Here is a 14,120-nt window from a genome sequence, read left to right on the forward strand (position 1 = left end):
TTAATCATTTGAAATATCAGCCGGACTCGGAGGTATGACAAAAGTCATATCAGGTCTTGATTCTGTCGGGCCTGCTGCTACCGGAATCATATCAATAGTAAAATTTGTTGTAATGTCAGGAAACACACGGAAATCAAGAATGTTTACAGTATAATAGTTAATAGCTTGAATTCGTAGATTGTAAGTTGTATAAGACCTTCCACCAGAGGCTGTACCGTCATATAGTACAGGCAATTCTATTGTGGGAACCTGACCGTTAGCATCTGTGACAAGATGTGTTATGACATTTTCTTCATTGTTTTCATCGAGTGTGTATACTGTAACAACGGCATCTTCCACAGGCAAAGCGCCTGACGCAGTAAAAACGCCCACTGATATGTATCCAACTTCTTCCGATTCTTCTTCGGTTATCTTACTGGGCTCTGCCGGAGCTGCAGGAATATCGCCTGGCGGGAGTCCCGATTCGGGAGCCTGTTCTCGTATAGCAGGCTGCTGTTCATTCTCAGGTTTCTGTTCCGGAGATAACGGAGGAGTTTCCTGGGCAAAAACAGATGAAGAATAGATTTTGTTTGACAGTATATTTCGTGCCGTATAGGACTCATTACTGCTAAAATAATTGTCTTTTAAATATGAATCTGGTATAAATGGATAATTTTTATTTTTCAGAATAGTCACATCCTTCCGATAAATTACATAGTAAATAATATCTATTATATGCATTCAGACTCGATTTGCTTATCCCGTGATTGAAAAATCGAAAGAGTTTATCATTGATTTAAACAGCGAGTTTATGCGAACAGCAGATGCCGCAAAATAGTACAAGCCTGAAAATATCTGTTATAGCAGATAAAATTGACATATGTCGGTTTAGAATAAGATATATAGGGTATTTATTAATTATATTTTAGATGAGGAGGATTTATGAGAATAATTATTGTTGGTGCAGTAGCAGCAGGCACATCTGCTGCAACAGAGATAAGAAGAAACGATAAAAATGCAGAAATAGTAATTTACGAAAGGGATAAATATATTTCGTATGCAGGGTGTGGCATGCCATACTATATTAGCAACGAATTTACAGATTTAAGCAGTTTAATTCCTCGGAACTCTGAATTTTTTAAGAAGAAAAGCAATATAGACGTAATGACCGAGCATGAGGTTGTGTCAATAGATCCGAATTCAAAGTCAGTTACAGTTAAAAACATTTTAATGAATGAAACATTTACTGACATATATGATAAGCTTATAATTGCAACTGGAGCAAGAATTGATGTACCTGATATAAAAGGAATTGAAAGAAATAATGTCTTCTTTTTGAGAAATATAGAAAATATGAATTTAATTAAATCATTTATTGAAAGCGAAATTCCTAAAAAGGCTGCAATTATCGGAAGCGGTTTTATAGGTATGGAAATGTGCGAAAGTTTTAAAAAGCTTGGAATGGAAGTGACATTAATTGCACGGTCTACAATTTCAAAAGGCATGGACGGAGACATGACATCCTATATTGAAAATTATCTAACACAAAAAAAGGTCACAGTAATTACGAATGCACCTACAAAAGAAATCAATGAAAAAGGTGTAGTATTAAATGACGGAAAAATTGTTGAAGCCGACATAATACTGGTTGCTGCAGGTATAAAGCCGAATGTTGAGCTCGCTGCCGGCGCAGGAGTTGAAATAGGAGTTACAGGAGCGATAAAAACTGACAAGCATATGAGAACAAATATCGCTGACATTTACAGTTGCGGGGACTGTGCAGAATCTTATAATACAATTACCGGTAAAGCTATGTACAGGCCGTTGGGATCAACCGCCAATAAAACGGGAACAATTGCAGGAAGCAGCATATGCGGAAAAGCTGATGAATTTAGAGGCATACTAGGAACGGGAATTTACAGAATTTTTGATATGACTGTAGGGCAGACCGGATTATCTGAAGCAGAAGCTAAAATGAATGGATATGATGCGGTTTCTATAATAGATCAAAAATATAATAAACCTGAATACTTGGGTGGAAAGCCAATAATTATAAAAGCTGTTGCCGACAGAAAGACAGGAATTGTTTTAGGAGCTCAAATAGTAGGCTTCGAAGGAGTAGATAAGAGGCTTGATGTATTTGTAACTGCTATTTCATTGAAGGCAAAAGCTGAAGACTTAATGCATTTAGATTTGGCTTATTCACCACCATATTCTATTCCTAGAGATCCGGTTTATTATTCGGGAGCAAAATTGAGAGCGGCTTTAGACGGCAATCGCAAAAAGTAGCTGCCGCTCACAAAATTGGTGCGGGGCTTGCGGTATATGAAGTTATACAGTAAGCCTTGCCTTTATTTTTTCCCCTGCAAACACCGCAACGGCGGCTTTTAACGTATCTCCCGGAATGAACATGAACATCCCCATATTTAGTATTTGAGCCATTGTAAAGTTCTTTGCAAGCATTATATTCAGTATGTAGTACATGTATGGAATCCCGATAGCGTACAATACCGCAGTTCCTGCAAATACAGCAAGTAATAAGTTTTTTGCTGTTGAATTTTTTTCGGCTATTTTTCCTGTGATATATGCTGCAAATATGTATCCTATTAGGAATCCGAAGCTTGGTTTAAGGACGTGCTGCAATCCCCCTGAAAAACCTGAAAATATAGGGAGGCCTGCTAATCCCAGCAGAATATAAACCAGTTGTGAATACATTGCTTTTTTTGAACCAAGCATTATACCTGATAAAAGTACAAAAAAAGATTGAAGTGTAATTGGCACAGGCCCTACGGGAATTGTAAGAAATGCACCTATTGCAGTCAATGCGGAAAACATTCCTATTTGTGTAATATCCTTTGCTGTAAGTTTCATTGTAGTCATAAATACTCCTTATTTAGTATATTAAAATGATGTTCTTTTTCTTATTGTTGCTTTCTAACAGATATTTCTCCTGAATGGAGAATTTCCTTATTGTCGTCATCGTGGAAGACAACCAGCCCACCATGTTCATCTATATCCTGGGCGTACCCTTCAATCCACTTGCCATTTTTTAGGTATCTTATTCTTTCGCCTAAAATCATGGACCTATCCTTATATATCTTTAAAAATGACCGGGTTTCAATTTCATTGCATATTGACAAAATATTGTTTATTATTTCTGCTGAAAGTTGATTTCGTATGGAGTGACCTTCCCTTGAACTAAATATAGATCCGGCTGTTTCTTTTAGCTCCGGCGGGAAAAGTTCGGTCTGGACATTTAAACCTATGCCGACTACGATGCTGCTCACTGTTCCGCTTTCCATATCAGTAACTGCTTCCGTCAATATTCCGCAAACTTTTTTACCGCCAATATATACATCATTGACCCATTTGATTTCAGCATATTGGTTTGTGAATTTATCGATGGAAAGACATACGGCAACTGCTGCGGCAGTAGTAATCAGCACAGAATCAGATATGTTCAGCTTTGGCTTTAAAATAATACTCATATAAATGCCGGATTCGGACGGAGAATAGAAACTTCTTCCCATTCTGCCTCTGCCTTCGGTTTGCTCCTCAGACAAAATTACAGTTCCATGATCTGCATGTTTCATTGACATAAGTTTTGCTTCTGTGTTTGTGGAACCAATAGTTTTGTGAACGGTCAAAGATATATTTTTGTATTCGTCGCTTAAAAATGTCCTAATACCCTCTGATGATAAAATATCCGAAGTTTTTGACAGTGAATACCCTTTGTTAGAAACTCCTGTGATTATGTAACCTTCATTTTTTAGCGAATTAATTGCTTTCCATATAGATGTTCTGGAAACACATAGTTTTTCTGCCAGTTCCTGTCCGGAGATACTCTTGCCTTTATATTGCTCCAAAATATTTAAAACCTCATTTTTTACTGTCATACTATCACCTCGATATGATATTATATAATTACAAAGAAAGATTGTCAACCAAAAAAAAAAAATGGTTAACAATACATCTATCTTATTGTAAAAGATTTTAATTTTATTTTGGAACAAATTTTGAACAGAATAAGTCTATTATAAGAAAGAGATAAAAAATACCGGCTGATTTTTGTATTGCATTAGGCAATATTTTTGTGTATGGAGTTAAAATGTATAAGGAAACATTGGAATATATTTAAGAGAGGGTTATTATGAAAAGAAAAAATTTAACATACGGTCTAATTGCATTGATTTTGTTTGTTAATGTATTCTTGGTAAATGCATCTGCCGCAGAATACGATGAAAATGAAAGCGGAAAAAAGTTTAAAGTTATAGGATATTATTCGGGGGACTTGTTTGATGAGCCCTTGGAGAATTTGCAGACGGATAAGTTGACTCATGTCATATATGCTTTTTTGATTCCTCAAGAGGATGGTTCGCTTATTGAATTGAAGAATCCAGAGAAACTTAGAAAATTGGTTGAAAAATGCCATGCTGATGGAACGAATGTTTTCATTGCTGTGGGAGGCTGGTCATATGAAGGGAACACCTTGCAGCCTGTATTTGAGGAGATTGCTTCATCGGATGAAAAGAGAAAAGCGTTTATAGAAAATATAGCTGATATTGTTGAAGAATACAACCTTGATGGAGTTGAGCTTGACTGGGAGCATCCAAATGCAAATACTGCATTTGATTATGAAAAACTTGCAGTTGAGTTGAGTGAAGCACTAAAACAGATGGGAAAGGAAATGACAGCGGCACTAAACGGTGCTTGGTCTAAGACTGCTGGGCCGGAGCCTTCTATGGTACTGACGGACAAATGTCTTGAAAGTTTCAGTTTTATAAATGTAATGGCATATGATATAAGTAATGCCGATCACAGCCCTTTGTGGTTTTCCGAAACATCCATAGATTATTGGCTGAACAGAGGAGTACCGTCCGAGAAAATTGTACTTGGAATGCCTCTATATGCCAGACCCAGTTGGATGCAGTACAGACATTTAGTTTCTATGAATACAGAATATGCATATACGGATTATGCGCCAACAGACCCGCTGGAATCATATTATAACGGAATAAATACGTTAAGAGAAAAGACTGTAATATCTTTGAGCAAGGCGGGGGGAGTAATGCTTTTTGATGTCAATGAAGACACAAATGACAAATATAGCATAGTCTCCATGATAGACGATATCGTTAAGAAAACTGCTAATTTATCAGCAGATGAAATGAACAGTTATGTAACAGTTGTTTTAAATGGAAGGGAATTGGTGTTTTCGGAAAGCGAAGGCTATGGAAAGCCGTTTATAAGTGAAGCAGGCAGAACGATGCTTCCGCTCAGGATGCCTCTGGAGGCAATAGGAGCGAAAGTGAGATATGACAATGAAAATAGAATTGTAACTGCTGTCAAGGATGATATAACAGTAAAAATTCCAGTTGATAAAGATGTTGTTTATATAAATGAAAAAGAAATTAAAACAGATGCAAAATCATTTATAATAAGCGGAAGAACGTACATTCCACTAAGAACGGTTTTTGAAGCGTTCGAGTATCAAATTGACTGGCACGGCAGCAGCAGAACAGTTTTGTTGACAGAAAAGGAACAGGAAACTAATTAGATTTATATTAAGATAGACATTATATAGCTTTAATAAAATAAGATGTGAGGAGTGTGGAAGAATGTACAAGTACAAGTTTGTAAAGGCAACAACAGGAGGAGTATTTAACGGAAAACAAAACCACAGAGAGTTAATAGACAGGTACAGCAGAGAAGGATGGAGATTTGTAACTGCCATACCAACGGAAAGCAACGGACATGGTGTTATATTCGAATTTGACCTGGTGTTTGAAAGGGAAATGAAACAAGAGTGATTAAATATTAAAATTAAGTCCTTAATTGACTAAGTGTATAGTTAGGGCTTTTTTGATGAGTAAAACCATACACTGGGGAAACTGAAAACACAGGAGTAAAAAATGTGCATAATTTTGGTCAGAATGTTTGGTAAATAAAATGCTTATGATGTATAATTGAATAATCAACTTTATGGAGAGGTAAAAATGAGTGTTTCAATAACGAAGGCGATACTTCACATTCTTGATCCAAGTCTTGGAATTCCTGTTCTTTCCGAAAATCTCATGTCATTTAATGATCAGATGAGAGAATATACGGAAAAACACATCTTAAAGAGTTATAATGACGCAGATTTAAAGAAAACAAAATTTGTAAATCAAGATGGAATATTTTTAAAGCTGGTTAATCAATATTTAAAAAATGATGACTTTATAAAATTTTCAAGAGAGGTTTCTGAATTTTTCTTTAAGATAATAGCTGAAAACCCTGATATAAAACCTTGTGATTTGATGTTTGTACAAGCTAATGTATTTAACAAGGACTATATAGTGATACTTAAGCTCAATTACAAAAAAGGATATATCCATTTTACGAAGCAGGATGACACTACAAAAAATATTATAATAGAACAGCCTTGTTCATTGCCGGCTACATCACAAAAAATAGACGAATTCATATTTGTCGATTTAAACAGCCTTGATGTATTTGTAAAAGAGAGAAAATGCCAGGTTTATAATGAACCCAGCTACTATATTTCAAAGCACATACTTGAATGTAAGGAGGAGAAGCCTGACAAGGAAAAAGTGAAAATTATAACTCAAGCGACAGATAAAATTATCAAGGAATACTACGATGATGATATGCTTATGAAAAGCCGTGTAAAAAATATAATAAGAGAAAATGTTGAAGAAAAGTTGAATATAAACATAGAAGAAATATCTGAAAAAGCGTTTAAGGATGAGGCTGCAAGGAAGGTATACAACGAAGAAATTCAGATGAAGGGCATAAGAGAGCCGGAAATCAAAGTAAACTTTAACTATGCAAATAAAATAAAAACTAAGCAAAAATTTATTACCGATGAAGGAATTGAAATAAATATTCCTTATGAAATGTTGAGTGACAAGGAAAAGGTAGAGTTTATTACTAACACTAATGGTACAATTTCAATTATGCTGAAAAATATTGACAACATAGTTGACAAATAATAATGTTTGAACGCGTTAAAAAGGCGGCCTCTAAAAAGAGACAGCCTTTTTTGCATTTCGCAACCTTAATTTTATGCTGGTGGTACGCAGAAATATCTGCGACTATTGGATTATTCATCTTCATACAACAGCACATATTGGTTAGTTGATTTATCCTCATAAATTCTTTCAATTTCCGGTTCTACAAGAGTTAGAGGATTTTCCTCATAAGCAAGCCTGGCACATATTCCGCAGCTGGAACTGAGCTTTCTCGGTACAGGCTGCAAGGTGCAGGGTATGTTTAGTTTTTTCATTTTGCTGTCAAACTTTATTGCACCGGACTGAGTATGAAAAACTACTGTGTATTTCATTTTATTCCTCTGACAATAAATAAATCATCAGCTTCTTCTATTTCAACATTGAATCCATTGCTTAAAAGGTATTTTTTTACGTTTGTTTTTGAAGTGTTATTGTCTGTCAGCACTTCAATTTTATCTGCTCCCGTATTGCCACTCAGAGCTTTTTTTGTCATTAATACCGGCTGAGGGCAAGAAGTACCACATGTATCAATTCTCATTTTTTTCACCTCTTAACTATTTTTTTTAAGCAAATCTGAGTTTGCTATTGACAAAAGCAATATAAATGCAAAACATATTATAACTGCAATTTGTCCATTTGGAGTAGGTCCGTTTCCGCTTGAAGCCAAAGAAAAATTATGAGCAAATGCGGCACCGACTATCATTCCGAAGACTGTAACAGCTGAATCTGAATTTCCTTCACCTGAAAGTATAAGCTGTCTCAACGGGCAGCCGCCTAAAAGAACGGATCCCCAACCTACAAGAGCCATACCGAGGAAGTTCCAAAGGCCGTCAGTATGTGAAACAGGCTGTTCAGCAAACCCTAGGTTGAAGTTTCCGAGAACAAGATTGCCTATTGCTGTTACAACAATAATTGCAACAAAGCCAAGAAGCAAGTAATTCTGTTTGAACATTACTTTATCTCTGAGGCCTCCAACCATGCAAAGTCTTGTCTTTTGTGATAAAAATCCTACAATCAAGCCGCATACAAGTGCAATAAAAATTGGTGCATGCATGCTTCCAGGACCTTCTTCGCTGAAGAAAATGAACGCTGGTGCAGCCAGCAGAAGTATAAACAGTCCAACTGATGCAATAGGCATTACATATCCGTCAAATGAGGATGTTTTGTAATTTCTTTTGAGCGAAAAACCCTTATTTAAAAATAATATTCCCACACCTATTCCGGCCATGAAACCAACCAGTCCAACAATTGCATTTAGATCTCCTCCGCCTATTCTAAGTACCATTCTCAGAGGACATCCTAAGAACATCAGGGCGCCAATCATTACGGCTATTCCTATGAAAAATCTTGTAATTGGTGAAGATCCACCTTTAGACTTAAACTCTTTACCTGCTAAAGCGGCAATAAATGCTCCTAAGATTAATCCTATTATTTCAGGCCTTATGTATTGAACTACCGCCGCTCTGTGGAGGCCTAAAGCTCCTGCTATGTCTCTTTCAAAACATGCTATGCAGAATCCCATGTTTTGGGGGTTTCCAAGAGCAACTAATATTAAAGCTATGATTCCTACTGCTCCGCCGGCAAAAATTATACCTTTTTTGCTTTCAAAAAAAGGTATTTTTTCGTCTGATAATTTTTCTTTTTCCATTTCTTCCTCCTAACATATCAATAATTGTATTATATTTCACAATCTTTTGAAAGTAAAATAGAAAAAAGTTAAAAAAGCAGCACATTGCATAACAAACATTTATATTTTAAGAAAAAATGGATGTATTTTAATAATTCTACATTTGTTTTTGAAAATAACTCCTACTAATAGTTAAACATTTTAATTATTAAATGAGAAAAAGATGAAAAAAATTAAAAATCTTTTCTAAAAGTAGTTGACAAATTATAAATGAGTGGTATTATATAACCATAAGATTAGCACTCACCAGACGAGAGTGCTAACAAAATAAATTTAATAATAAAGGAGATGTTGAGCATGTCTGGATTAGTACCATTTAACAGAAAGAACAGAAGTTTAATGAGTAAGGATTTTGATGATTTTGGTAACTTTTACAACATGGTTGATGACTTTTTTAATTTTAACTGGCCATCAGGCAAGAATTTTATTAAAGATACCTTCAAGGTCGATGTTCAGGAAGACGATAAAAAATACTTAATTGAAGCAGAGCTGCCGGGTGTCAGCAAAGATGAAGTAAATATTGAAATGGATGACGGGAAACTAAGTATTAATGTAAAAAAAGAAGAAAATGTAAATGAAGAGAAGAAAAACTACATTCATAGAGAAAGACGTTACAGTTCAATGAGCAGATGCATTTACCTGGAGGATGCAAAATCGCAGGATATAAAAGCCGGCCTTGATAACGGCGTCTTAAAAATTGCGGTTCCAAAAGAATCAAGACCAAATAAATCTGTTAAAATCGATATTGAATAAAAAAGTAAAGGAAGCAGGTATTAATCTGTTTCCTTTACTTTTTTTGTGCTTTGTGTCATCTGTTATTTATGGCAGAATGATTATTAATTTTAACATTTGAGCTGAAATAATGATAATTATATGTTAAGATAATATTATTATTTCAAGGTGAGCATATTAATGGATATTCAGGTGTACTTGCTGATGATAATAAGTAGAATAAGGAATTCTTTTTAAAAATTTGGGAGATAAGAATGAAAGCCCCATTGATTTACAGCAATAATATATTTAAATTAAAAAAATGCATTGGCGCGCTTCTGAAGCAAGCGCATTTTCAGGAGGATTTATGGCTGACGTTTTGAAATTGAATCATGTGAGTAAAAGATTTGGAAGCAAGGAGGTACTTAAGGATATTAATTTTACGGTTAACAGCGGTGAAATTATAGGATATATAGGTTCAAACGGAGCCGGTAAAAGCACTACAATAAAGATTATACTCGGCTTGATTGACGATTATGATGGTGATGTATATGTATTCGGCGAAAATATCAAAGGACAAACCGACTATAAGAGAAAAATCGGGTATGTTCCCGAGATATCGGATATGTATGATAATCTCACAGCCTGCGAATATATTGGGTTTATAGGTATGCTTTACGGTATAGGATCTATTAAGGCGGTTTCAAAGGCAAAGGAGATGATGAGTGTATTTGGTATTGAGGAAGCTATTGACGGAAGGATTCACACATTTTCAAAAGGAATGAGGCAGAAGCTGTCTATTATAACTGGAATGCTTCATAATCCCGATATACTTTTTCTGGATGAGCCTCTTGGCGGTATAGATGCAAACAGCGTCCTTGTGTTTAAGGAAATTATTCAGGGCTTGAAAAATTCAGGAAAGACTATTTTTTATTCGTCACATATACTTGAGGTTGTGGAAAAACTCAGCGACAGGTTACTTCTGTTAAATGAAGGCAATATTGTCTTGGACGGCACAATGAACGAGGTTAGACAAAAGAAATCTGACTCTTCACTTGAATCTATATTTAATGATGTAACAGGTTTTCACGATCATGAAAAGCTTGCTCATAAGTTTATTGATGCATTTATGAGCTAGGAGGTAATTATGGAATTTATGTCTTTAAAAATTCTTGATAATTTTAAAGGTTTGTTTGGAAGATTAGGAATTGACTATGAAATGATGCGAATAATATTAAATACAAAGCTTTTGCTTGATTCAAGAAAAGCTCCTGTTATATCAGGGCAAAACAAAAAAAATGAAACAGAAAATCCTTCATTCATTAAGAGATACCTGCTTCATCTAATTTTTGGCTTATTTCTCGCGTTTTTCATATATTTTATAAATGATGAAATGATAAGAATGATATATTTTTCAGGGGCGATGTTTTTTATGACAACTATGTACCTGATTTCAGATTTTTCATTCGTACTTTTGGATACAAAGGATAAGAATATTCTAATGACCAAGCCTGTGGATAGCAAAGCTGTGTCTTTGGCAAAGGTTCTGCATATTTTGATATACATGTTTCGGCTCAATATCTTTCTTGCAGGCCCGTCTCTTGTAGCTATTGTAATGCTAAACGGAGTGTTGGCAATACCTGTGTTGTTGCTGGAAATTTTGTTTATGGATTTGCTTATATTTTTGGTTACGGCATTTATATATATTTTGGTGCTAAGATTTTTTGACGGAGAGTTTTTAAGGAATATAATTAATTATATTCAGATTCTGCTTACAATTTTGGTAACTGTAGGGTATCAAATTGCAATTAGAATGATTGATTTTTCTGATCTGCAAAATATAACCTATACTTTTAAAGTTTATAATTATTTAAATCCCATACTGTGGTTCGGCGCACCATTTGAAATCTTGTTCAACGGTGGCGATGAAATGTATCTGTACATATTTGTATTGTTATTAATTGTAGTCCCAGTAAGTTGCTTTATAGTGTATATAAAACTAAGCAAAAAAATGGAATCTCTTTTGCTCAAGCTGGAAAGTGACGGAGGTGAAAAGCCTTTGAGGCATCCGATTGAATCACTTGTGGGCAGAGTTTTAAACAGAAATGAGGTGACAAGGCAGTCATTTCATTTTGCAAATTCTGTAATTAGAAGCGATAGAAGCCTTAAGCTGAAAATATATCCTGCTCTGTCTACGGGAATTTTGCTTCCTGTACTCATGATATTTAATATGGGGGTCAGGGGAAAGGGCTATGAACCGCTTGGGTTTGAATATCTGTATCTTTACTTTAATCTGCTGATTATTCCTTCTGTCATAAACCTTGTACTGTTTTCATCCGCGTGGAAGGGTGCATATATATATGCTGTTACAGGATTTACCGATACAAAAAAGATGTTCAGAGGAATTTTAGAAGCAGTTGTAATACGTCTTTTTATACCTTTAATGATAGTGAACAGTGCAATTTATATAGTGCTTTTTAAGGATAGATTTGCTGTTGATATAGTTTCTATGCTGATTGCAACTATAGCAATATTTCCGGTGCTGGGGAGAATATATCTTACAGAGTTTCCTTTTTCAAGACCTATAGATGAATCAAACCAAGGTAAAGATATGGATAAATTTATTTATTCACTGGGAGTGATAGTATGCATAGTTATTATGCATGTTGTTTTTCGAAGATTCCAAATGGGAGTGTGGATTTATATCGGCCTAATGGCGGTTTTACTGCCGTTAAGTTGGATATTTGTTTCTCCTAAGGTTACTAAGCCAGTAAATGAAGCAAAGAAAATATGATAAAAGAGGGGATGCCATGATGGATGATTTAAAAAAGCGGAACTTTATTGTAAAAATGATACTTTTAATTGGGCTAGTTATGATTGTAGTCCTTAATTTCGATGCCGCTATTGGTGTGATGAGAAAAATAAATGCCGTTATTTCACCGCTTATATACGGTGCTGCGATTGCGTTTGTTTTGAATATTCTGGTTGTTTTTTACGAAAGAATATATTTCCCCAGGAGCAGAAACAAATTAGTCAATAAGTCTAAAAGAGGAATGAGCATACTTTTTTCTTTGCTGACAATTATTTTAGTAGTTATATTTTTTCTTAATATAGTCATACCGCAAATTGTCCAATTTGTATCTCTCTTGATAAAGGGATTCCCTGACGTTTATGACAGTGCTTTAAAATGGGCCATTGACAATTCGGACGTTATACCGTCACTGCAGAAAAAGGTGGAGGGCTTTAGCATGAACGGTGAAGAGGTGTTGAAAAAAAGCATGGAAATTCTGGGGAACTGGACATTCGGTACCGTATCATTTATAGGCTCTGCTTTTGGAGCTGTTATAAAATTTATACTTGCACTAACCTTCGGAATATATATACTGGCCGATAAGGAAGAATTGAAACGTAGATTTGATAGGCTATTTAAAGCATATATAAAACCAAGCACAAGAAAAAAACTTTATGAAGTTATGGAAACTGCAAATGATACTTTTTCAGGCTACATAGTGGGCCAGTGCAAGGAAGCTGTTATATTGGGAATTCTATGCACCATAGGAATGCTTATCCTTAGGTTTCCATATGCTAAAGTCATAGGGCCGGTTATTGGATTGACAGCGCTTATTCCGATGCTTGGGGCATATATAGGAGCAGTGTTGGGATTTTTATTAATAGTAACTATAGACTGGTTTCAGGCAGTATTGTTTCTTGTGTTTATAGTTGTGCTTCAACAGCTGGAAGGAAATTTTATATATCCAAAGGTTGTAGGAAGCAGTATAGGGCTTCCTGGAATATGGGTTTTTGCGGCTGTGGCCGTAGGTGGAGGTTTAATGGGAATAACAGGCATTTTGTTTGGAGTTCCGTTAGTGGCGACTGCTTACAAATTACTTAGAAAAGCTGTAAACAAAAGAAATGAAATATAAAGAATAAAGTATGCGGCCTGCCTTTTTATGACAGGCCCATAATTAGTATGTTTGAAAAAACACTCCGAAGTTAAAATGTAAAATCTACGGTTACAAAAGCTTCAATTTTAATATTTCCTGGCATGACCGGTGTAGATGATGCAAGTTGTTCCTGCCTGTAATATGGTTGTTGTATAGGAAGTGTACCGCTTTCAACTATTCTCATTGGAACAGGGTTGGCAGAAATTCCTAAATTCTGAGAAATTGATTTTGCTTTCTGAATAGCGTTCATCACGGCCATGTTAAGCGCTTGCTGGTAATAATATTCTTTGTTTGAGACCTCAAATGAAATCAGGTCGATTATGTTAGCTCCGGCATTTACAGAGGCATCTATTATGGTACCTACTCTGTCCATATTTGACGTTCTTATTTCCAGTATATTTTTTACAGAATATCCTTTGTCTATGCGTCTTCCGTCTTCATAGTCGTACATCTTGTCTATTGTGTACTGATACGTTTTAATGTCAGAAACACCCATCCGTTTAAGAATATCAATGATTGATTGAGTTTTTTGAGCGTTATCGGATTGAATATTGACCAAATTTTCTCCTGTTGTCTGCACGCCAAGACGCAGTACGGCTAAATTAGGAATTGCTGAAATCTGGCCCTGACCAGTCATTGTCATCGTCCTGTTATGTAAATTGTCGTTATAATATTTAGACATGAAAAGCTCCTTTCTGCAATATATTATTTATTATATGACAGAAGGCAGTCGGCTGTACCTGTTATAGCAAATATGACGTGTTAATGGTAAAAATTTTGTTAAAT

15 protein-coding genes are annotated in these 14,120 nt (G+C 35.3%); 8 read left to right on the plus strand and 7 right to left on the minus strand.

Annotation, left to right across the window (positions count from 1 at the left end):
• Positions 1 to 720 carry a carboxypeptidase-like regulatory domain-containing protein gene (locus tag RBQ61_RS08205; RefSeq protein ID WP_308139999.1) on the minus strand — a complete coding sequence of 240 codons (720 nt, stop codon included), beginning with the start codon at positions 718 to 720 and terminating at the stop codon, positions 1 to 3.
• A 201-nt stretch (positions 721 to 921) separates the two neighbouring features.
• On the opposite strand from RBQ61_RS08205, the gene RBQ61_RS08210 reads away from it, so the two are divergent.
• Complete coding sequence (locus tag RBQ61_RS08210; RefSeq protein ID WP_308140000.1) at positions 922 to 2,268, plus strand: FAD-dependent oxidoreductase; 1,347 nt, start codon at positions 922 to 924, stop codon at positions 2,266 to 2,268.
• 42 nt (positions 2,269 to 2,310) lie between these two features.
• On the opposite strand, the gene RBQ61_RS08215 is transcribed toward RBQ61_RS08210, so the two are convergent.
• Together RBQ61_RS08215 and RBQ61_RS08220 are read right to left on the minus strand one after the other, a co-directional pair.
• A complete protein-coding gene (locus RBQ61_RS08215) occupies positions 2,311 to 2,859 on the minus strand; it encodes a biotin transporter BioY (RefSeq protein ID WP_308140001.1) in 549 nt (182 codons plus the stop codon).
• Between the two features lie 41 nt (positions 2,860 to 2,900).
• On the minus strand, positions 2,901 to 3,875 hold the full coding sequence (locus tag RBQ61_RS08220) for a biotin--[acetyl-CoA-carboxylase] ligase (RefSeq protein WP_308140002.1): 975 nt from the start codon (positions 3,873 to 3,875) through the stop codon (positions 2,901 to 2,903).
• A 254-nt stretch (positions 3,876 to 4,129) separates the two neighbouring features.
• On the opposite strand from RBQ61_RS08220, the gene RBQ61_RS08225 reads away from it, so the two are divergent.
• From RBQ61_RS08225 to RBQ61_RS08235, 3 genes are all read left to right on the plus strand, one after another.
• Positions 4,130 to 5,536, plus strand: coding sequence for a glycosyl hydrolase family 18 protein (locus tag RBQ61_RS08225; protein WP_308140003.1), 1,407 nt, complete (start codon positions 4,130 to 4,132; stop codon positions 5,534 to 5,536).
• A 61-nt stretch (positions 5,537 to 5,597) separates the two neighbouring features.
• Positions 5,598 to 5,789, plus strand: coding sequence for a DUF4177 domain-containing protein (locus RBQ61_RS08230; protein ID WP_308140004.1), 192 nt, complete (start codon positions 5,598 to 5,600; stop codon positions 5,787 to 5,789).
• A 186-nt stretch (positions 5,790 to 5,975) separates the two neighbouring features.
• Complete coding sequence (locus RBQ61_RS08235) at positions 5,976 to 6,974, plus strand: nucleoid-associated protein (protein WP_308140005.1); 999 nt, start codon at positions 5,976 to 5,978, stop codon at positions 6,972 to 6,974.
• A 110-nt stretch (positions 6,975 to 7,084) separates the two neighbouring features.
• Here RBQ61_RS08235 and RBQ61_RS08240 read toward each other — a convergent pair whose 3' ends face one another.
• From RBQ61_RS08240 to yedE, 3 genes are read right to left on the minus strand one after another with little or no spacing between them, the layout of a single operon-like run.
• On the minus strand, positions 7,085 to 7,324 hold the full coding sequence (locus RBQ61_RS08240; RefSeq protein ID WP_308140006.1) for a DUF3343 domain-containing protein: 240 nt from the start codon (positions 7,322 to 7,324) through the stop codon (positions 7,085 to 7,087).
• Positions 7,321 to 7,530 (minus strand): sulfurtransferase TusA family protein, encoded by a 210-nt coding sequence (locus RBQ61_RS08245; RefSeq protein WP_308140007.1) that lies wholly within the window; start codon positions 7,528 to 7,530, stop codon positions 7,321 to 7,323. Before RBQ61_RS08245 ends, RBQ61_RS08240 begins: the two co-directional genes overlap by 4 nt.
• A 12-nt stretch (positions 7,531 to 7,542) precedes the next feature.
• On the minus strand, positions 7,543 to 8,640 hold the full coding sequence (gene yedE / locus RBQ61_RS08250) for a YedE family putative selenium transporter (RefSeq protein WP_308140008.1): 1,098 nt from the start codon (positions 8,638 to 8,640) through the stop codon (positions 7,543 to 7,545).
• Between the two features lie 336 nt (positions 8,641 to 8,976).
• On the opposite strand from yedE, the gene RBQ61_RS08255 reads away from it, so the two are divergent.
• The 4 genes from RBQ61_RS08255 (at position 8,977) to RBQ61_RS08270 (ending at position 13,313) form a co-directional block, all read left to right on the plus strand.
• A complete protein-coding gene (locus tag RBQ61_RS08255; protein ID WP_308140009.1) occupies positions 8,977 to 9,432 on the plus strand; it encodes an Hsp20/alpha crystallin family protein in 456 nt (151 codons plus the stop codon).
• Between the two features lie 325 nt (positions 9,433 to 9,757).
• Positions 9,758 to 10,528 carry an ABC transporter ATP-binding protein gene (locus tag RBQ61_RS08260; RefSeq protein WP_308140010.1) on the plus strand — a complete coding sequence of 257 codons (771 nt, stop codon included), beginning with the start codon at positions 9,758 to 9,760 and terminating at the stop codon, positions 10,526 to 10,528.
• A 9-nt stretch (positions 10,529 to 10,537) separates the two neighbouring features.
• A complete protein-coding gene (locus RBQ61_RS08265) occupies positions 10,538 to 12,184 on the plus strand; it encodes a hypothetical protein (protein ID WP_308140011.1) in 1,647 nt (548 codons plus the stop codon).
• Positions 12,165 to 13,313 (plus strand): AI-2E family transporter, encoded by a 1,149-nt coding sequence (locus RBQ61_RS08270; protein WP_308140012.1) that lies wholly within the window; start codon positions 12,165 to 12,167, stop codon positions 13,311 to 13,313. Before RBQ61_RS08265 ends, RBQ61_RS08270 begins: the two co-directional genes overlap by 20 nt.
• 70 nt (positions 13,314 to 13,383) lie before the next feature.
• Here the strand turns inward: RBQ61_RS08270 and RBQ61_RS08275 are convergent, their stop codons facing one another.
• Complete coding sequence (locus tag RBQ61_RS08275; protein ID WP_308140013.1) at positions 13,384 to 14,016, minus strand: SIMPL domain-containing protein; 633 nt, start codon at positions 14,014 to 14,016, stop codon at positions 13,384 to 13,386.
• Positions 14,017 to 14,120 lie beyond the last annotated feature (104 nt).

Source organism: Sedimentibacter sp. MB35-C1 (genome assembly GCF_030913635.1).
In the GTDB taxonomy this organism is placed as follows: Bacteria; Bacillota; Clostridia; order Tissierellales; family Sedimentibacteraceae; genus Sedimentibacter.